This window comes from Acidovorax sp. LjRoot66, from assembly GCF_964253305.1.
Taxonomy (GTDB): Bacteria; Pseudomonadota; Gammaproteobacteria; order Burkholderiales; family Burkholderiaceae_C; genus Acidovorax.
This window is the reverse complement of sequence record NZ_CAXUQU020000001.1, coordinates 1,561,776-1,580,932: the sequence shown is the minus strand read 5'-3', so window position 1 is coordinate 1,580,932 and position 19,157 is coordinate 1,561,776. Positions and strand designations below refer to the sequence as shown.

At 66.7% G+C, this 19,157-nt stretch carries 18 protein-coding genes and 1 tRNA gene; 12 read left to right on the top strand and 7 right to left on the bottom strand.

What is annotated here, in order from left to right; genetic code table 11:
• Positions 1 to 36 precede the first annotated feature (36 nt).
• From ugpC to ACSQ3Y_RS07340, 3 genes are all read left to right on the top strand, one after another.
• Positions 37 to 1,047 carry a sn-glycerol-3-phosphate ABC transporter ATP-binding protein UgpC gene (gene ugpC, locus ACSQ3Y_RS07350; RefSeq protein WP_305741975.1) on the top strand — a complete coding sequence of 337 codons (1,011 nt, stop codon included), beginning with the start codon at positions 37 to 39 and terminating at the stop codon, positions 1,045 to 1,047.
• 5 nt (positions 1,048 to 1,052) lie between these two features.
• The gene (gene ugpQ / locus ACSQ3Y_RS07345; RefSeq protein WP_436176857.1) at positions 1,053 to 1,820 is read left to right on the top strand and encodes a glycerophosphodiester phosphodiesterase; all 768 of its coding nucleotides are present in this window, start codon (positions 1,053 to 1,055) and stop codon (positions 1,818 to 1,820) included.
• A gap of 181 nt (positions 1,821 to 2,001) precedes the next feature.
• The gene (locus ACSQ3Y_RS07340) at positions 2,002 to 4,545 is read left to right on the top strand and encodes a DUF3772 domain-containing protein (RefSeq protein ID WP_436176856.1); all 2,544 of its coding nucleotides are present in this window, start codon (positions 2,002 to 2,004) and stop codon (positions 4,543 to 4,545) included.
• Between the two features lie 21 nt (positions 4,546 to 4,566).
• Here the strand turns inward: ACSQ3Y_RS07340 and ACSQ3Y_RS07335 are convergent, their stop codons facing one another.
• Positions 4,567 to 4,845, bottom strand: a complete 279-nt coding sequence (locus ACSQ3Y_RS07335) for a hypothetical protein (RefSeq protein WP_436176855.1) — start codon at positions 4,843 to 4,845, stop codon at positions 4,567 to 4,569.
• 73 nt (positions 4,846 to 4,918) lie between these two features.
• On the opposite strand from ACSQ3Y_RS07335, the gene hemA reads away from it, so the two are divergent.
• The 6 genes from hemA (at position 4,919) to ACSQ3Y_RS07305 (ending at position 11,288) form a co-directional block, all read left to right on the top strand.
• A complete protein-coding gene (hemA, locus tag ACSQ3Y_RS07330) occupies positions 4,919 to 6,220 on the top strand; it encodes a glutamyl-tRNA reductase (RefSeq protein WP_436176854.1) in 1,302 nt (433 codons plus the stop codon).
• Positions 6,221 to 6,307: 87 nt separating this feature from the next.
• Positions 6,308 to 7,396 carry a peptide chain release factor 1 gene (gene prfA, locus ACSQ3Y_RS07325; RefSeq protein ID WP_057265128.1) on the top strand — a complete coding sequence of 363 codons (1,089 nt, stop codon included), beginning with the start codon at positions 6,308 to 6,310 and terminating at the stop codon, positions 7,394 to 7,396.
• A 24-nt stretch (positions 7,397 to 7,420) separates the two neighbouring features.
• Complete coding sequence (gene prmC / locus ACSQ3Y_RS07320; RefSeq protein ID WP_057265130.1) at positions 7,421 to 8,272, top strand: peptide chain release factor N(5)-glutamine methyltransferase; 852 nt, start codon at positions 7,421 to 7,423, stop codon at positions 8,270 to 8,272.
• Positions 8,273 to 8,324: 52 nt separating this feature from the next.
• Positions 8,325 to 8,648, top strand: coding sequence for a Grx4 family monothiol glutaredoxin (grxD, locus tag ACSQ3Y_RS07315; protein ID WP_057204954.1), 324 nt, complete (start codon positions 8,325 to 8,327; stop codon positions 8,646 to 8,648).
• Positions 8,649 to 8,833: 185 nt separating this feature from the next.
• Positions 8,834 to 9,841, top strand: a complete 1,008-nt coding sequence (locus ACSQ3Y_RS07310) for an AAA family ATPase (RefSeq protein WP_057204957.1) — start codon at positions 8,834 to 8,836, stop codon at positions 9,839 to 9,841.
• Between the two features lie 115 nt (positions 9,842 to 9,956).
• A complete protein-coding gene (locus ACSQ3Y_RS07305) occupies positions 9,957 to 11,288 on the top strand; it encodes a hemolysin family protein (protein ID WP_436176853.1) in 1,332 nt (443 codons plus the stop codon).
• A gap of 14 nt (positions 11,289 to 11,302) precedes the next feature.
• Here ACSQ3Y_RS07305 and ACSQ3Y_RS07300 read toward each other — a convergent pair whose 3' ends face one another.
• Positions 11,303 to 11,974 carry a lytic transglycosylase domain-containing protein gene (locus ACSQ3Y_RS07300; RefSeq protein WP_057204960.1) on the bottom strand — a complete coding sequence of 224 codons (672 nt, stop codon included), beginning with the start codon at positions 11,972 to 11,974 and terminating at the stop codon, positions 11,303 to 11,305.
• Entirely contained in the window at positions 11,971 to 13,713 is a 1,743-nt protein-coding gene (locus tag ACSQ3Y_RS07295) for a proline--tRNA ligase (protein ID WP_428002397.1), read from the bottom strand. The genes ACSQ3Y_RS07300 and ACSQ3Y_RS07295 overlap by 4 nt, the downstream gene beginning before the upstream one ends.
• Before the next feature lie 92 nt (positions 13,714 to 13,805).
• On the opposite strand from ACSQ3Y_RS07295, the gene ACSQ3Y_RS07290 reads away from it, so the two are divergent.
• Positions 13,806 to 14,507 carry an RNA pyrophosphohydrolase gene (locus tag ACSQ3Y_RS07290; protein WP_057204967.1) on the top strand — a complete coding sequence of 234 codons (702 nt, stop codon included), beginning with the start codon at positions 13,806 to 13,808 and terminating at the stop codon, positions 14,505 to 14,507.
• Between the two features lie 175 nt (positions 14,508 to 14,682).
• On the opposite strand, the gene proB is transcribed toward ACSQ3Y_RS07290, so the two are convergent.
• The 4 genes from proB to rplU form a co-directional block, all read right to left on the bottom strand.
• Entirely contained in the window at positions 14,683 to 15,825 is a 1,143-nt protein-coding gene (gene proB, locus ACSQ3Y_RS07285) for a glutamate 5-kinase (RefSeq protein ID WP_057204970.1), read from the bottom strand.
• A gap of 100 nt (positions 15,826 to 15,925) precedes the next feature.
• Positions 15,926 to 16,996 carry an Obg family GTPase CgtA gene (cgtA, locus tag ACSQ3Y_RS07280; protein ID WP_057265133.1) on the bottom strand — a complete coding sequence of 357 codons (1,071 nt, stop codon included), beginning with the start codon at positions 16,994 to 16,996 and terminating at the stop codon, positions 15,926 to 15,928.
• A gap of 181 nt (positions 16,997 to 17,177) precedes the next feature.
• Positions 17,178 to 17,435, bottom strand: coding sequence for a 50S ribosomal protein L27 (rpmA, locus tag ACSQ3Y_RS07275; RefSeq protein WP_007854552.1), 258 nt, complete (start codon positions 17,433 to 17,435; stop codon positions 17,178 to 17,180).
• A gap of 15 nt (positions 17,436 to 17,450) precedes the next feature.
• Positions 17,451 to 17,762: a 50S ribosomal protein L21 gene (rplU, locus tag ACSQ3Y_RS07270; RefSeq protein ID WP_024814187.1), complete on the bottom strand. Its 312-nt coding sequence runs from the start codon at positions 17,760 to 17,762 to the stop codon at positions 17,451 to 17,453.
• A 226-nt stretch (positions 17,763 to 17,988) separates the two neighbouring features.
• Here rplU and ACSQ3Y_RS07265 point away from each other — a divergent pair, with 226 nt between their 5' ends.
• Both ACSQ3Y_RS07265 and ACSQ3Y_RS07260 read left to right on the top strand, forming a co-directional pair.
• Positions 17,989 to 18,918 (top strand): polyprenyl synthetase family protein, encoded by a 930-nt coding sequence (locus ACSQ3Y_RS07265; protein WP_057205233.1) that lies wholly within the window; start codon positions 17,989 to 17,991, stop codon positions 18,916 to 18,918.
• Between the two features lie 50 nt (positions 18,919 to 18,968).
• Positions 18,969 to 19,045, top strand: a tRNA-Pro gene (locus ACSQ3Y_RS07260).
• Positions 19,046 to 19,157: the final 112 nt, after the last annotated feature.

Below are 19,157 nucleotides of genomic sequence, written 5' to 3'. Positions count from 1 at the left end.
GTGCCGCCCAGACACAACCCAGATCCCAAAGTTGTTATGGCATCCATCTCCCTTCGCAATATCGTCAAGCGCTACGGCACCGGCCCCAAGGCCAACCAGGTCATCCATGGCGTGAACGCCGAGGTCAAGGACGGCGAGTTCGTCGTCATCGTCGGCCCGTCGGGCTGCGGCAAATCCACCCTGCTGCGCATGGTGGCGGGCCTCGAAGAAATCTCCGGCGGCGAGCTGCGCATCGGCGACCGCGTGGTGAACGACCTGGAACCGGCCCAGCGCGACATCGCCATGGTGTTCCAGAACTATGCGCTCTACCCGCACATGACGAACTTCGAGAACATGGCCTATGGCCTGAAGATCGCCAAGGTGCCCAAGGATGAGATCAAGGCGCGCGTGGACAAGGCCGCCAAGATCCTGGAGCTCGGTCACCTGCTCGAACGCAAGCCGCGCGAACTCTCGGGCGGCCAGCGCCAGCGCGTGGCCATGGGCCGCGCCATCGTGCGCCAGCCCCAGGTGTTCCTGTTCGACGAGCCGCTGTCCAACCTGGACGCCAAGCTGCGCGCCCAGACGCGCCTGGAGATCCAGAAGCTGCACCGCGAGCTGGGCATCACCAGCCTGTTCGTAACCCACGACCAGGTCGAAGCCATGACGCTGGCCGAGCGCATGATCGTGATGAACGCCGGCAACATGGAGCAGTTCGGCACGCCCGAAGAGGTCTACCACACGCCCGCCTCGACCTTCGTGGCCAGCTTCATCGGCTCGCCGCCGATGAACCTGCTCAAGAATGCGCCGAGCGGCAAGCCCGGCACCATTCTGGGCATCCGCCCCGAACACCTGGACGTGCGCAGCGAGGGCTGGGAAGTCACGGTGGAAACCGTGGAACTGCTGGGCGCCGAGCGCCTGATCTACGGCCGCGTACACGGCGAGCAGCTCATCGTGCGCGTGGAAGAAGGCACGCATTCGCCGGCACCCAACGCGGTCATCCACGTCGTGCCGCGCGCTGACCGCCTGCACGCCTTCGACGCCACCACGGGCAAGCGCATTCCGGACTGAACTGCATGAGTGACGCGCAAACCGAGGTCGGCCTGGCCACTGCCTGGCCCTACCCGCGCTGGATCGCGCACCGCGGCGCGGGCAAGCTCGCGCCCGAGAACACCCTGGCAGCGTTTCGCCTCGGGGCCCAGCATGGCTACCGCATGTTCGAATGCGACGCCAAGCTCAGCCGCGACGGCGTGCCCTTCCTGATGCACGACGCCACGCTGCAGCGCACGACCAATGGCCAGGGCACCGGCGGCGACCTGGACTGGAGCGCCCTGTCCCAGCTCGACGCGGGTGGCTGGCATTCGCGCGCCCATGCGGGTGAGCCCCTGCCCACGCTGGAGGCCCTGGCGCGCTACTGCATCGCGAATGCCTACTTGCTGAACATCGAGATCAAGCCCACGCCCGGGCTGGAAGAGACCACCGGCCGCGTGGTGGCCGAGACCACCGCCCGCCTGTGGCAGGGCCAGGCGGTGCCGCCGCTGCTGTCGTCCTTTCAGCCGGCCGCGCTGGCGGGCGCGCGCGCCACGGCACCGCATCTGCCGCGCGCGCTGCTGGTCGACGTGCACCGCCAGGGCTTCGTGGACGAAGCCCACGGCCTGGGCTGCGTGGCCATCGTCTGCAACCACGCGCTGTGGGATGCCGCGCTGGTGGCCACCGTGCATGGCCAGGGCATGCGCACGCTGAGCTACACCGTGAACGACCCCTGGGCCGCGCAGCGTCTGATCGCTCTGGGCACGGACGGCATCATCACCGACCGGGTCGATCTGTTCAGCCCCGCGGGCTGATACGGATTTGCATGCAATCGTATAACTAGGCGGGAAGCCGCAGACAGTGCTGTAGCACGGCAAGGCGGACCAACGAAGTTAGACGGTTGAAGGCAAATCCGCATGAACAGGTGCTCCGGCCTTGCAGCGGCTGGAACACACTCTCTCACAAGCGGTGCAGTGGGCGCGCCACAATGCACGCATGACATTGCACCGCTTCCGTGACCGCCTTGCGGCCTGCACGGCTTCCCTTCTTGCGCCCTGGCGCGCCAGCAGCCTGCCCGGCCTGCGGCAGGCCGTCCTCCTGGCACTGCTGATCGGACCGTTCGCCCTGCCGTCCACTTGGGCCCAGGGCCGCGGAGCCACGGCACCCGCCGCCGCGGCCAGCAGCGCCGCCGGCGAAAAACCCGAACTGCCCAGCGTGGACGCGCTGCGCGAGCGCTTCGATGCCATCCCCGCCAAGATCGGCGAGGACGACGACTACCGCCAATGGCTCAGCGATGTCTCGGCCATCGGTACGGCCGCGAACCAGGTGGCCGCGCGGCGCGCCGAGGCGCTGGCGGATGTGGACTCCCGGCTCGCGGGCCTGGGCCCCGCGCCGGACAAGGGCGCATCGGCCGAGGCACCGGACGTGGCGCAGCAGCGCAGCGCGCTGACCAAGGAGCGCAGCGGCATCGACTCCGAACTCAAGCTGGCGCGGCTGATCGCGGTGGATGCCGAGCAGCGCAGCGCCGACATCATCCGCCAGCGGCGCGAGCTGTTCCAGACGGCGCTGACGACACGCATCGACTCGCCGCTGACCGGCACCTTCTGGCGCAATGTGCGCAGCTCGTTCCCCAGCGACTGGATGCGCCTGCAGTCCCTGGGCTACGAAATGCAGGAGGCGGTGGAAAAAGCCTGGGAGCCCCGGCACCGCACAGGTTTTGCTGTGAGCCTGGCCATGGCGCTCTTCGTGGCCATAGCCGGCACCTGGCTGGCAGAACGCCTGCTGCTGCGCCTGGCCCCGGCGCGCCTGCCGCAGGGCCGGCTGCGCCGCTCGCTGCTGGCCTTCGCCTCGGTGGTGGTGCACACCCTGCTGCTCGGGCTGGCGGCACAACTGGCGTGGAGCAGCCTCACGGTAGACGGCGACCTGGGCCCGCGCCTGCAGGCGCTTGAGCGGGCCACCATGCAACTGGTGGTGTTTGCCGCCTTCATGATCGCGCTGGGCCATGCACTGATCTCGCGCAAGCGCAGCTCCTGGCGACTCACGGCCCTGTCGGACGAACTGGCCACGCGCCTGGCCCCTTACCCCTGGTGGATGGCGTTCACGGCCCTGCTGGGCGGGCTCATCATCGAGGTCAACCGCGTGGTGGGCGCCAGCCTGTCGGCCGAGGTGTCAGCGCACACCCTGTCGGCCCTGCTGATGGCGCTGGTCATCCTGTGCGCCCTGCGCCACCTGCGCGCGCCGGCGGCTGCGCAGCCGGCCACCGGAGACGCGCCGGCCACCGAAATCCCTGCGCAGGAGCCGCCGACCACGCCCCGGCCTATCTGGGTGGGCCTGCTGGTGGCAGCGGCAGCCGCCACGGCCTGCGCCATCTTGCTGCTGCTGGTGCTGGGCTTTGTGGCCCTGGCCCACATGCTGGCCGGCCAGATGGTCTGGACCGGGGTGGTGTTCGCCACCACCTACCTCCTGTTCGAGCTGGTGGAAGACCTGGCGCAGGCCGTGCTGTCCTCGCGCGGAGGCTTCGGCCAGCGCCTGCACAAGGGCCTGGGCATCGACGGCAAGCTGCTGGACCAGAGCGCCGTGGTGGCCTCGGGTGCGCTGCGCGTGGTGCTGCTGTTCTACATGGTGATTGCCCTGCTGGCCCCGCTGGGCACGGCACCGGACGAAGTGTTCCGCCGCGGTGGCAGCGTGAACCAGACCCTGCAGGTGGGCAGCGTCACGCTGGCGCCGCAGGCCCTGCTGACGGCACTGGCGATCGCCTGCGCCGGCTTCGTGATGATCCGCATCTTGAAGCGCTGGCTCAGCGACCAGTTCTTTCCGAACACTTCGCTGGAGCCGGGCATGCGTAGCTCCATCGTCACCCTGCTGGGCTATGTGGGCGGTGTGGCAGTGGTCGCGGTGGCGCTGGCGGGCCTGGGCATCAGCGTGGAGCGCATCGCCTGGGTGGCCAGCGCCCTTTCGGTGGGTATCGGCTTCGGGCTGCAGGCCATCGTGCAGAATTTCATCTCGGGCCTGATCCTGCTGGCCGAGCGGCCGGTGCGCGTGGGCGACTGGGTGGTGCTGGGCGAGACCGAGGGCGATGTGCGCCGCGTGAACGTGCGCGCCACCGAGATCCAGCTCGGCGACCGCTCCACCGTGATCGTGCCCAACTCCGAGTTCATCACCAAGACCGTGCGCAACATGACGCTCACCGGCGCCCCCGGGCGCGTGCTGCTGCGCTTGCCGGCACCGCTCGATACCGATGCCCAGCGCATGCGCGAGGTGATTCTGGCGGCCTTCACGGCCCACGAAGGGATCATGGCCGACCCCGAGCCCATCGTGCAGCTCGAAGGCATCCTGAACGGCACGCTGACCTTTCTGGCGATCGGCTACGTGAGCAACCCGCGCAATGCGGGCGGGGTGCGCAGCGACCTGCTGTTCTCCATCCTGGACAGCCTGCGCGATGCGGGCCTGGCGCTGTCACCACCCGCTACAACGGCCATCACGCATGGAACCCGTGCCCAAGGGGGAGATACGCCGCTGGCGCCGGTCGCACAGGCCTGATCGGCCTGCGCGAAAAGGGGCTCAGCCCTTCCAGCTTTTGCCCAGCACCCACTGGCAGGTAGCGCAGGCCAGCACCAGCGCGGCATAGGTCGCCATCTTGCCGTCGCGGCCCAGCAGCACCAGGCCGGCCAGCAGCACGGCGCTGCCCACTGCGAATTGGATAGCAGCCTGGGCCCATGTGGCGCGGTATGCGTTGGATTTCCAGCCCAACAGGCGCGCGCCCAGCACCATCAGCACGGCCATGGCGGCAGCGGGCGCGAGGAAATTCAGCAGGTGGTTGAGCGTGTCCAGAGGACCCATGGCAATTGACCCAGATCAAGGCTTTCCCAGGCAGATGTACCGGGATGTGCCAACAATTTTATAATCAGCGTCTATGGCAGTCTGGGCCCTCGGCATCAACCACACCACCGCGCCCCTCGATTTGCGCGGCAGGTTCGCGTTCGCGCTCGACCAGATCGCCCCGACGCTGCACGGCCTGCGCCAGTCGCTGGGCCAGGAAAGCCGCCACCCCGGAGTGGAAACCGCGATCATTTCCACTTGCAACCGCACCGAAATCTATTGTGCGGGCGAGCAGGCGGCCATCGACCATACCCTGGGCTGGCTGGCGCAAAGCGGCGGCGTGAGCCCGGCGCTGCTGCGCTCGCACTCCTATTCGCTCGAAGACAGCCTGGTGGCGCGCCATGCCTTCCGCGTGGCCAGCGGCCTTGACTCCATGGTGCTGGGCGAAGCCCAGATCCTGGGCCAGATGAAGGACGCCGTGCGCGCCGCCGAGACCGCCGGCGCCCTGGGCACCACCCTGAACCAGCTGTTCCAGCGCAGCTTTGCCGTGGCCAAGGAAGTGCGCACCTCCACCGAGATCGGCGCGCACAGCATCAGCATGGCGGCTGCCGCCGTGCGCCTGGCGGGCCAGCTGTTCGAAGACCTGGGCAAGATCCGCGTGCTCTTTGTGGGCGCGGGCGAAATGATCGAACTGTGCGCCACCCACTTCGCGGCCAAGAACCCCAAGCAGATCGCGATTGCCAACCGCACGCTGGAGCGCGGCGAAAAGCTCGCCACGCGCTTTGGCGGCGAGGTCATGCGCCTGGCCGACCTGCCCGAGCGGCTGCACGAGTTCGACGCGGTGATCAGCTGCACGGCCAGCAGCCTGCCCATCATCGGCCTCGGAGCCGTGGAGCGCGCGCTCAAGAAGCGCCGCCACCGCCCCATGTTCATGGTCGACCTGGCGGTGCCGCGTGACATCGAGCCCGAGGTCAAGGCCCTGGGCGACGTCTACCTGTACACCGTGGACGACCTGGCCAGCGTGGTGCAGACGGCCCAGGCCAACCGCCAGGCGGCCGTGGAGCAGGCCGAGGCCATCATCGATGTCGGTGTGCAGAGCTTCATGCATTGGATGGACCAGCGCCACCCCGAAGGCGGCGTGGTGCCCCTGATCCGGCAGCTCAACGCCCAGACCGACAGCTGGCGCGCGGCCGAGATCGCGCGCGCCAAGAAGCTGCTGGCCCGTGGCGAGGACGTGGACGCGGTGCTGGAAGCCCTGTCGCGCGGCATCACGCAGAAAATGCTGCACGGCACCATGGCCGAGCTGCATGCGGGCGACGCCGAGATGCGCGCCCAGACGGCACAGACCGTCTCGCGCCTGTTCCTGCGCTCGCAAAGCAAGAACAGCGGCCTGTAGCGGCGCCCTCCGCTCCACCAGGCACGTTGCCCGCCGCAAGGGCAGCGCCCGCTGCGAACACGCAGCCCCTCCCCCATTTTTCACCGCATGAAGACATTTCTCAGAAACCAGTTGGAGCGCTATGCCCAGCGCCTGGGCGAGCTCGATTTCCTGCTCTCGCGCGAGGACATCATGGGCGACATGGCCCAGTACCGCCTGCTGTCGCGCGAGCACGCCGAGGTGACCCAGGTGGCAGGCCGCTATGCGCGCTACGTGCAGCGCGAGGCCGACCTGGCCGGCGCGCGCGAGATGCTGGCCGACCCCGACATGGCAGAGATGGCGCAGGAAGAGGTCACCGGCGCCGAAGCCGAGCTGCTGCAGCTGGAGGACGAGCTGCAGCGCCTGCTGCTGCCCAGGGACCCGGACGACACGCGCAATGCCTTCATGGAAATCCGCGCGGGCACGGGCGGCGACGAGTCGGCCCTGTTCGCGGGCGACCTCACGCGCATGTACTCGCGCTACGCGGCCAATGTGGGCTGGAAGGTCGAGGTGGTGAGCGAAAACGCGGCCGAGCTCGGCGGGTACAAGGAAATCGTGCTGCGCATCGAAGGCGACAACGTCTACGGCACCCTCAAGTTCGAATCCGGCGGCCACCGCGTGCAGCGCGTGCCTGCGACCGAGACGCAGGGCCGCATCCATACCAGCGCCTGCACGGTGGCCGTGATGCCCGAACCCGACGAGACCGAGGCCATCAAGCTCAACCCGGCAGACCTGCGCATCGACACCTTCCGCGCCAGCGGCGCCGGCGGGCAGCACATCAACAAGACCGACTCGGCCGTGCGCGTGGTGCACTTGCCCACCGGCATCGTGGCCGAATGCCAGGACGGCCGCAGCCAGCACAGCAACAAGGCCAAGGCACTGCAGGTGCTGCAGGCGCGCATCCAGGAAAAGGAGCGCAGCGAGCGCGCCGCCAAGGAGGCCGCGCTGCGCAAGGGCCTGATCGGCAGCGGCGACCGCAGCGACCGCATCCGCACCTACAACTTCCCGCAGGGCCGGCTCACGGACCATCGCATCAACCTCACGCTGTACAAGCTGCTCTTGGTGATGGAAGGCGACCTGGCCGACGTGCTGCAGGCCATGGCGCATGCGCGCGAGGCCGAGCAGCTCGAAGAGCTGGAGATGGGAGCTGCCGCCTGACGGCCGGCACCCGCCCTCGCCGCCATGGATACCACCGCTAATCCACCCGCCACCGTGGTTGACGCCCTGGGCCAGGCCCGCACCCTGGGCTTGGCGCGCATCGACGCACAACTGCTGCTGCTGCACGTGCTGGGCCGCGCCACCACCGACCGCGCCTGGCTGTTGGCGCACGACACCGATGTGCTCGCACCGGATGCCTCGGATCGCTACCAGACCCTGTGCCTGCGCCGCGCGGCGGGCGAGCCGGTGGCCTACCTCACGGGACACAAGGAGTTCTACGGCCTGGCGTTGCAAGTGGACGCCCGCGTGCTGGACCCGCGCCCCGACACCGAAACACTGGTGGACTGGGCCCTGGAGATCATCTCCCCCATGCCCGCCCCCCGCGTGCTGGACCTGGGCACAGGCAGCGGCGCCATCGCCCTGGCACTGCAGCACCAGTGCCCGGCCGCGCGCGTGCTGGCCGTGGACGCCAGCGCCGACGCACTGGCCGTGGCGCAGGCCAATGCGCACCGCCTGGCACTGCCCGTGCAGTTTGCACAGGCCAACTGGCTGCAGGGCGTGGAAGGCCGCTTCGATGCCATCGTCTCCAACCCGCCCTACATTGCTGCCGCCGACCCACATCTGGCCGCCTTGACCCACGAGCCGCTGCAGGCCCTGGCCAGCGGCGTCGATGGGCTGGACGACATACGCACCATTGTGGTGCAATCCCCCAATCACCTTGCACCGGGGGGTTGGCTGCTGCTGGAGCATGGCCACGACCAGGCGCATGCCGTGTGCGAACTGCTGCGCGCCGAGGGGTTCGGCGAGGTGCAAAGCCGCATGGATCTGGCCGGCATCGCACGCTGCTCCGGCGGACAATGGCCGACAGTGAAATAATCTGGTTATTGCGGGTCGCCGAGGCCTGCCAGCCCTTTCAAGGAGTATTCCCATGAGCGACCCCCAGCAACGCATCGACGCCCTCGTGAAATCCAGCGACATCCTGCTGTTCATGAAGGGCAACGCCAGCTTCCCCATGTGCGGTTTTTCAGGCCGCGCGATCCAGATCCTCAAGGCCAGCGGCGTGGACCCCAAGTCCGTGGTCACGGTGAACGTGCTCGAGGACGACGAGATCCGCCAGGGCATCAAGGAATACAGCCAGTGGCCCACCATCCCGCAGCTGTACGTCAAGGGCGAGTTCATCGGCGGCTCGGACATCATGATGGAGATGTACGAGTCGGGCGAGCTCAAGCAGGTGCTGGGCACCGGCGAGTAATTGCGCCCTGTACCGGCACCTTCGGTGAGGCCGCCTTCGGGCGGCCTTTTGCATGGCGGCAACAAACGAAGGTAACAGCTGCGCAAAACCGGTTGTCAGGGCTTTTCCTGCGCTTGGCCGGGCATGTTGTGTGCTTGAATACTTGTGTGACGTGACGCTTTTGCAACTCACAAGGAGAGCATGCGATGACCAGCCATAGCCTTGTTCCCCAACCACCCGCCCTGCGCCTGCCGGTGGCCCAGATGCGCAATGTGTTCCACCCCGGCGACGTCGAGCGCAAGCTCTCGCGGCTGCAGGAGTCGGGCAACCAGCGCGAGTACGAAACCCTGCGCACCGTCTACGAGCGCATGCTGGAGCGCGGGCCGGAACGCTTCCAGGTCAAGCCCTCGGGGGTGCCCGACATGGTGAGCCTCTACGAGCAGTTGCCCAACTTCACGGACGTGCTGGACGACGTGAAGCGCCATGTGGCCCTGGCCCAGGACAGCTGCGACGGGCTGGAAGTGACGCCCATGCTGCTGCTGGGCCCCCCGGGCATCGGCAAGACCCATTTCGCGCGCCACCTGGCCGAGTTGCTGGGCACGGGCATGAACCTGCTGCCCATGAGTTCCATGACCGCAGGCTGGCTGCTGTCGGGCTCGTCGGCCCAGTGGAAGGGGGCACGCCCCGGCAAGGTCTTCGAGGCCCTGGTGGAGGGCGAATACGCGAACCCGGTGATCGTGGTCGACGAGATCGACAAGGCCGCGTCGGACGCGCAGTACGACCCGCTGGGCGCGCTGTACAGCCTGCTCGAGCACGACACGGCGCAGAGCTTCACCGACGAGTTCGCCGAGGTGGCCATCGACGCGAGCCAGGTCATCTGGATTACCACGGCCAACGACACGCGGGGCATCCCCGACCCGATCCTGAACCGCATGAACGTGTTCGAGGTGGAAGCGCCCACGCTGGCGCAGGCGCGCACCATCGCGCGCAACCTCTACCAGGGCATACGCGCCGGGCACGACTGGGGCCGCCTGATCGACCCCGAGCCGCAGGGCGATGTGCTGGACCTGCTGGCCACGATGCCACCGCGCGAGATGCGCCGGGCGCTGATGACCGGTTTCGGCAATGCGCGGCTGGAACGGCGCTCCACGGTGGAGGTGGCCGATCTGCCGCGAGCCGCCGCCGGGCGTGGGCGCATCGGCTTCGTGCAGTAGGCGGGCCAGGCCGCAGTCCCGCAGCGGTAGCGCGCCAAAGGGCGCCGTGGTGCATCGGGCAGGCAGATACACTCTGTAGCCCGGTGTGCCGCAGCGCCACGTTCTGTCGCTCTTCATGTCCCTGACCCAAAGCTTTTTCGTGATCGGGCTGCTGATTGCAGCCAGCGCCTTCTTTTCCATGGCCGAAATTTCGCTCGCGGCCGCGCGCCGCCTGCGCCTGCGCCAGATGGCGGACGAAGGCGACGCGCGCGCCGATCGCGTGCTGCGCATGCAGGAGCAGCCGGGCGACTATTTCACGGTGGTGCAGGTCGGGCAGAACGCAGTGGCCATCCTCGGCGGTATCGTCGGCGAGGGGGCGCTGAGCCCGCATTTCAGCACGCTGTTCGGCTGGTGGCTCAGCGAGGGCAATGCGCAGACGACGGGCTTTCTGGCCTCGTTCCTGGTCATCACCTCGCTGTTCATCCTGTTTGCCGACCTGTTCCCCAAGCGCCTGGGCATGGCCGAGCCCGAGCGGCTGGTGGTGCGCCTGGCCAAGCCCATGGCCTGGTGCATGACGATTTTGCGCCCGGTGGTGTGGTTCTACAGCCGGCTGGCAGATGCGCTGTTCCGCGTGCTGGGGCTGTCTTCGCTGCGCGATGACCGCATCACCTCGGATGACATCCTGGCCATGATGGAAGCCGGCACCCGGGCCGGCGTGCTGGCAGCGCGTGAGCAGCAGGTGATCACCAACGTGTTCGAGCTGGACACACGCATGGTGTCGAGCGCCATGTCGCAGCGCGACCGGGTCTCCTTTTTCCTGCGCGACGAGTCAGACGCGGTGATACGCCTGCGCATCGCGGCAGAGCCGTTCTCGACCTACCCGGTGTGCGAGGGCGACATCGACCATGTGGTGGGCTATGTGGACGCCAAGGACCTGTTCCAGCGCGTGCTCAACAACCAGCCCATCTCGCTGGCCGACGACAGCCTGGTGCGCAAGGTGCTGATCGTGCCGGACCGGCTGACCCTCTCCGAGGTGCTCGAGCAGTTCCGCCAGGTGCACGAGGATTTCGCAGTCATCGTCAACGAGTACAGCCTGGTGGTGGGCGTGGTGACCCTCAACGACGTGATGAGCACGGTGATGGGCGATCTCGTATCCCCACTGGACGAGGAGCAGATCGTGCGGCGCGACGAGAACTCCTGGCTGATCGACGGGGTGACACCCATCGGCGATGTGCTGCGCGCACTGTCGCTCGACGAACTGCCGCATGCCGAGGAGTACGAGACCCTGGCCGGCTTTTTGATGGTGATGCTGCGCCGCGTACCGCGCAGAACGGACAGTGTGAGCTGGGGTGGCTACAAGTTCGAGGTGCTGGACGTGGACAGCTACCGCATCGACCAGGTGATGGTTTCGCGACTGTCGCAGGCGGGCAGCCAGGACAACGCGAACACGCCAGGAACCATGGTCTAGCTCCCGCGAGAGACTCAGCCGGCTGCGGGCCGGTCGACGTACTCCCAGCTGCGCTGGGCACCGAAGACGGCGTTCGGATAAGGCGGGCGCCCCCGGCTGCCGTTGTAGCGCCCCAGCGCCATGAACAGGTCACCGCGCTCGCGGTCGATGTAGTGGCGCAGGATCACGCAGCCAAAGCGCAGGTTGGTCTGCATGTGGAACAGCTTGCCGGCGTCGCCGTCGCCGATCACGCGCGTCCAGAACGGCATGACCTGCATGTAGCCGCGCGCGCCCACGCTGGAGACGGCGAACTTGCGGAACCCGCTTTCTACCTGGATCAGGCCCAGCACCAGGGACACATCGAGCCCTGCGCGCTTGGACTCGTACCAGACGGTCTGCAGAAAGTCACGGCGCACCTCCCACTCGGGCTTGCGCCGGCGCAGGCGGTCGCTCATCGCGGCCAGCCAGCGGGTGTAGTGCAGGCGGGTGTCGGTGGTGAAGAACTCGGGCTCGGGTGGGGCCTGGTTGGCGATGGCCGAGCTCAGCGCGGTGCGCACCGAGTCCATCAACGGCTCTTCGAGCTGGCCCCCAGCTTGCGCCAGCGTGGGCGCAGCCAGCCACGCCGACGGCCCCAGGAGCGACGCGGCAAGGCAGGTGCGACGGGACAGGCCAGGGCCCCCGCCACCGAAGCCGTGCACCCCACTCATACCGCCATGCGGCCCTTCACATGGGCCCAGATGTCGGTGATGGCCACCTTGGTGGCAGCGCTGTCGCGGCGGTGCTGGTACTCGACCTGGCCTTCCTTGAGGCCCCGGTCACCAATCACCACGCGGTGGGGCACGCCGATCAGTTCCCAATCGGCGAACATGGCGCCTGGGCGTTCGCCCCGATCATCCAGCAGCACATCGACGCCGGCCGCGAGGAACTCGGCGTACAGCTTGTCCGCCGCGACCTTGACCTCTTCGCTGCGGTCCATGCCAATGGGGCAGATGACCACGGTGAAGGGGGCGATGGCGTCGGGCCAGATGATGCCGCGCTCGTCGTGGTTCTGCTCGATGGCTGCGGCCGGCAGGCGGGTGATGCCGATGCCGTAGCAACCCATCTCCAGCGGCTGGGGCTTGCCGTTCTCGTCAAGGAAGGTGGCGTTCATGGCGCGGCTGTACTTGGTACCGAGGTAGAACACATGGCCCACTTCGATACCGCGCTCGATCGCCAGTTCCCCCTTGCCGTCGGGCGAGGCATCGCCGGCCACGACGTTGCGCAGGTCGGCCACGGCGTCGGGCTCGGGCAGGTCGCGGCCCCAGTTCACGCCGGTCATGTGGAAATCGGCCTCGTTGGCGCCGCAGATCCAGTCGGCCATGAGGGCCACGTCGCGGTCCACAACGGTCTTCACGGGCTTTTTCAGGCCCAGGGGGCCCAGGTAGCCGGGCTTGCAGCCGAAGTGCTCCTCGATTTCGCCGAGGGTGGCGAAGCGGAAGCCCGCCAGGCCTGGCACCTTGCCGGCCTTGATCTCGTTCATGTCATGGTCGCCGCGCAGCAGCAGCAGCCAGACCTGCGTCTTGACGATTTCGCCCGCATCGTTGGTCTCGTCGGTGGCCAGCACCAGCGACTTGACGGTGGTGTTCAGCGGAACGTTCAGCAGTTGGGCCACGTCGGCGCAGGTGCTTTTGCCGGGCGTGGGGATCTTGGCGAGGGCCTGGGTGGCGGCGCCGCGTGGGCCCGCGGGCGCCAGGGCCTCGGCCTTTTCCATGTTGGCGGCGTAGTCGCTGCCGGGGCAGTAGACGATGGCGTCTTCGCCGGTGGCGGCGATGACCTGGAACTCCTCGCTCAGGTCGCCGCCGATGGCGCCGCTGTCGGCGGCCACGGCACGGTAGGTCAGGCCGAAGCGGTCGAAGATGCGGCGGTAGGCCTGGGCCATGACCTGGTAGCTCGCCTTGGCAGCAGTTTGGTCGCGGTCGAAGCTGTAGGCGTCCTTCATGGTGAACTCGCGCCCCCGCATCAAGCCGAAGCGGGGACGGCGCTCGTCACGGAACTTCGTCTGGATCTGGTAGAAATTCTTTGGCAACTGTTTGTAGCTGCGCAGCTCCTGGCGAGCGATGTCAGTGATCACTTCTTCGCTGGTAGGCTGGATGACGAAGTCGCGGCCATGGCGGTCCTGGATGCGCAGGAGTTCAGGGCCCATTTTCTCGAAGCGCCCTGTCTCCTGCCAGAGCTCGGCGGGCTGCACCACGGGCATGGCGAGCTCCACGGCGCCGGCACGGTTCATTTCCTCGCGCACGATGGCCTCGACCTTGCGCACCACGCGCAGGCCCATGGGCATGTAGTTGTAGATGCCGGCGCCCAGCTTCTTGATCAGGCCGGCCCGCGTCATGAGTTGGTGGCTGACCACCTCGGCGTCCGCAGGCGCTTCCTTGAGGGTGGAAATAAAGAATTGGGAGGCTTTCATCGGCTTCGGCAGAGGGCGTCTGGGTGCAGCCCACTTGCTGCGCTCAAAGCGCCGTGCATAATGGACACAGTTTAAAAATTTGGGGTTTGATTATGCTTGACCGGGACGGCTTTCGGCCGAACGTCGGCATCATCCTGCTCAACCAGAAGAACCAGGTGTTCTGGGGCAAACGCATCCGCACCCACAGCTGGCAGTTTCCACAGGGTGGCATTGACCGGGGGGAAACCCCGGAACAGGCCATGTTCAGGGAGCTGCACGAAGAAGTGGGCCTGCACCCCAACCACGTGCGCTTGGTGGCCCGTACACGGGACTGGTTGCGCTATGAGGTGCCTGACCGGTACATCCGCCGCGATGCGCGCGGACACTACAAGGGCCAGAAGCAGATATGGTATCTGCTGCAACTGGTCGGACACGACTGGGATCTGAACCTGCGTGCCACCAACCACCCGGAGTTCGACGCCTGGCGTTGGAACGACTACTGGGTGCCGCTGGACGTGGTGGTGGAGTTCAAGCGCGGCGTCTACGAAATGGCGCTGACGGAGCTGGCGCGTTTCCTGCCCCGCAACGAGCAGCGCAACCGCTACCTGCGCAGCGGCATGCGTGCGCGCGATGAACACGCGGGCAGTGCCATGTTCCGCACCGGTTCACTGCTGGTGAACCCGGGCATGGAGCTTCCGCCGGGTGCGAGTTTCGACCCCGATCCACAAAACAGCCGGCCCATGGCGCTGGAAGAGTTGCCTGCCATTTCTTCAGACACGGGGAGCAGCAGCAGCTTCCCTCCCACGCCCAAATAACAAGCACCGATGCGTGTGCAGGCAGGCCTTGGCGGCTTGCCATGCTCCGCGCCCGAGGCAGCCATACCGGGTGTCTGCCCCATGCAGCCGAGCGTACTGGCGGGAGATACGCCCCGACCGGGACATTTTTCTGACCAGAATTGCCCTGGCAGGCTGTGGATCGCCTACTGACCGCCTACTTGATTGTCAGCACCATGTTGTCGCGGTGCACCATCTCGGCCTCGGCCACGTAGCCGAGCAGGCGTTCGAACTCTGAGGAAGACTTGCGGCACAGCAGGCGGGCCTCGGCGCTGGCATAGTTGGCCAGGCCCCGGGCGATCTCCACGCCAGCCAGGTCGCGCACGGCGATCACGTCGCCGCGCGAGAAATCTCCCTCGACGGCCGTCATGCCGATGGGCAGCAGGCTCTTGCCTTCGTCGCGCACCTTGGCAGCGGCGCCGGCATCGACCAGCACGGCACCGCGCAGTTGCAGGTGGTCGGCCATCCACTGCTTGCGGGCCTGCTTTTTCTGCGTCTGCGCCACCAGCAGGGTGCCCAGGGCCTCGCCCTTGACCAGGCGCACGAGCACGTCCTGCTCGCGCCCCCAGGCGATGACGGTGGAGGCGCCCGAGCCGGCCGCGCGCTTGGCCGCCAGGATCTTGGTGATCATGCCGCCCTTGCCGATGCTGGAGCCGGCGCCGCCGGCCATGGCTTCAAGCGCGGGGTCTCCGGCCTTGGCCTCGTGCACGAATTGTGCGGCGGGGTCACGGCGCGGGTCGGCCGTGTACAGGCCCTTCTGGTCGGTGAGGATAACGAGCGCGTCGGCCTCCACCAGGTTGGCCACCAGAGCCCCCAGGGTGTCGTTGTCGCCGAACTTGATTTCGTCGTTGACGACTGTATCGTTCTCGTTGATCACCGGCACCACGCCCAGGCGCAGCAGGGTGAGCAGGGTGGAACGCGCGTTCAGGTAGCGCTCACGGTCGGCCAGGTCGGCATGGGTGAGCAGCACCTGGGCACTGCCCATGCCCTGCTCGCGCAGCTTGGTCTCGTACATCTGGGCCAGGCCCATCTGGCCGACGGCGGCGGCGGCCTGCAACTCGTGCACTTCATGCGGGCGGGTGGTCCAGCCCAGGCGCTTCATGCCCTCGGCAATCGCGCCGCTGGAGACCATGATCACCTCGCGCGGCACCCCACCGCCTTCGCCGCGCACCAGCGCAGCGAGTTGCCGGCTCCACTCGCCGATGGCCGCCTCATCCAGGCCCCGGCCTTCGTTGGTGACCAGGCTGGAGCCTACCTTGACGACGATTCGGCGGGCATCCCGCAGCACACTGGAAACCATTTTTGCTTCTTTTGCCTCTGTCGCTGGGCGGCCAGGATGGCTGCCATCACTGCATTGTTCTGTACAGGCCCATGGTCATGGTCCTGTGCTGCCCGGTTTTTCAGTCGGGCGCATCGCCCGCAAAGCGCGGATCGATTTCCTCGGGCGTGTTCTCCACACGCTGTTGCGTCTGCACATGCCGGTAGATGGCATGGATCAGCGGCTCGCAGCCTTCGCGGGTGAGCGCGGAGATCTGGAACACCGGGCCCTTCCACTTGAAGCGCTTGACGAAATCCTTCACGCGCTCCTCGCGCTCTTCGGCCGGCACCATGTCCAGCTTGTTGAGCACCAGCCAGCGCGGTTTGTCGTGCAGTTGCTGGTCGTACTTCTTGAGTTCGCCCACGATGGCCTTGGCCTGCGCCACCGGGTCGACCGCGTCGTCGAACGGCGCCAGGTCCACGATGTGCAGCAGCAGGCGGGTGCGCTGCAGGTGGCGCAGGAACTGGTGGCCCAGGCCCGCGCCTTCGGAGGCACCCTCGATCAGGCCAGGGATGTCGGCGATCACGAAGCTCTGCTCGGGAGCCACGCGCACCACGCCCAGGTTGGGGTGCAGGGTGGTGAAGGGGTAGTCCGCGATCTTCGGCCGCGCATTGGACACGGCGGCGATGAAGGTGGACTTGCCGGCATTGGGCATGCCCAGCAGGCCCACATCAGCCAGCACCTTGAGCTCGAGCTTGAGGTTCTTCTTCTCACCGGGCCAGCCCGGCGTCTTCTGGCGCGGCGCACGGTTGATGGCGCTCTTGAAGCGCATGTTGCCGAAGCCGCCGTCGCCGCCCTTGGCAATGGTGACCACCTCGCCCGGATTGAGCAATTCGTACAGCACCTCGCCGGTTTCGGCGTCAGTGAAGATGGTGCCCACAGGCACCTTGAGCGTGATGTCCGAGCCAGCGGCACCGAACATGTCCGAGCCCATGCCGTGCTCGCCGCGCTTGGCCTCGTGCCGGCGCGAGTAGCGGAAATCGACAAGGGTGTTCAGGTTGGGGTCCGCCACGGCGAACACATGCCCGCCCCGGCCGCCGTCGCCCCCATTGGGACCGCCGAACTCCTTGTATTTTTCGTGCCGGAACGACACGCAGCCATTGCCACCATCACCGGCGGCAATGTCAATATAGGCTTCATCGACGAACTTCATGGGTATCCAGTTTACAAAAGAGCGCTGCGCAAGAAAATCACCGGTGAAGGAGCAGCAGGGCTTTGCTCTTTTCGAGGGGCGTGCAGGACGCCGACAGGACGCGCCGGCAGGAAGTACCAGGCTGTCCAAACAACAAAGCCCCGACCAGGCGGGGCTTCGTTTGCTGCCGGGGTGAAAACCCTCAGGCGGCCGTCACATTGACCGTCGACTTGGACAGTGCACCCTTGGTGCCGAACGACACGTGGCCGTCCACCAATGCGAACAGGGTGTGGTCCTTGCCCACGCCCACGTTGGTACCGGGGTGGAAACGGGTACCGCGCTGGCGCACGATGATGGAGCCAGCACTGATCAGTTCACCACCGAACGCCTTGACACCCAGCATCTTTGGCTTGGAGTCACGTCCGTTTCGCGTAGAGCCGCCGCCTTTTTTCTGTGCCATGACATCAGCTCCCTGTTAAGCAGCGATCACGCCGATTTGCAGTTCGGTGAACTGCTGACGGTGACCTTGACGTTTCTGATAGTGCTTGCGACGGCGCATCTTGAAGATGTGCACTTTGTCGTGCTTGCCGTGCGCCACGACAGTGGCTTTGACCGTTGCACCGGACACCAGGGGCGTACCCACCTTCAGTTCAGCGCCGTTGCCGACAGCCAGAACCTGGTCGATCACAATTTCCTGGCCTACGTCCGCAGCAATCTGTTCTACTTTAATTTTTTCGCCGGAAGCAACGCGATACTGCTTGCCGCCGGTTTTTATGACCGCGTACATGTTGACCTCTTGATATGAGTTCCGCAGACGAATTTCTGCAGAGCCAGCTAGTTTAGCATAGCCCATGGATCGTAGCAAGTCAGCGACATCTGCACCGTGCGCAGCACATCGCCAGGACGGGAAGGCCATGGCCGTTCCTATAATCCGCTGCACTCTGAGCGCTCCTATCTTGACTGACCATTCCCAAACAGCCGCCACGCCCGCACTCACGCTCATCGCCGCCGACATGCACGAGGTGGACCGGGTGATTGCAGCACGCCTCACTTCCTCCGTCCCCCTGGTCGCGCAGATCTCGCAGTACATCATCGCGGCGGGCGGCAAGCGTCTGCGCCCTGCGCTGCTGCTGCTGGTCTGTGGCGCCCTCGGCTACCGCGGCGCGCATCGCTTTGGCCTGGCCGCCGTGGTGGAACTGATCCACACCGCCACGCTGCTGCATGACGACGTGGTGGACGCATCGACACTGCGGCGCGGCCGCGCGACGGCCAACGAAGCCTTCGGCAACCCGGCCAGCGTGCTCGTGGGCGACTTCCTGCACACGCGCTCCTTCCAGATGATGGTGGAAACCGGCAGCATGCGTGTCATGGAGATCCTGTCGGAGGCCACCAACGTGATCGCCGAGGGCGAAGTGCAGCAGCTGATGAACATGCACGACGCCTCGCTGGATGAAGAGGGCTACCTGCGCGTGATCCGCTCCAAGACCGCCAAGCTCTTCGAGGCCAGCGCCCGGCTGGGCGCCATCCTGGCGGGCAGCCCACCCGAACTCGAAGAAGCCTGCGCCATGTACGGCCAGGCGCTGGGCACGGCGTTCCAGATCATCGACGACGTGCTCGACTACGATGGCGATGCCAGCGAGATGGGGAAAAACCTCGGTGACGACCTGCGCGAAGGCAAATCCACCCTGCCCCTGATCGCGGCCATGCAGCGCGGCACCAGCGCCCAGGCCACCATCATCCGGGAAGCCATCGAGCAAGGGTCCACCGAGCAGTTGCCAGCCATTGTCGCCATCGTCCGGGAAACCGGCGCACTGGAAGTTACCCGTGCCGCAGCCGTCTCGGAAGCCCACCGGGCCATCGCCGCCCTGAAGACCTTGCCCGACAACGATTTCACCGCCGGCTTGCTACACTTGGCATCGCAATTGCTGGACCGTCGCGCATAGGCCACACCCTCATGCAGCGTGCGGTCCCGGCGCCTCTTGCGGGCGCCATGCGGGGTGTAGCTTAGCCTGGTAGAGCGCTACGTTCGGGACGTAGAGGCCGGAGGTTCGAATCCTCTCACCCCGACCACATCTTCCTGCCTGCACAAAATCACGCTCAAGGTGTGGTGCCAGCGCCAATATGCAGCGCTGTACAGGTCAATGCCAATAGGCGATGATAGGATGGCTCGTTGTCCACCCTT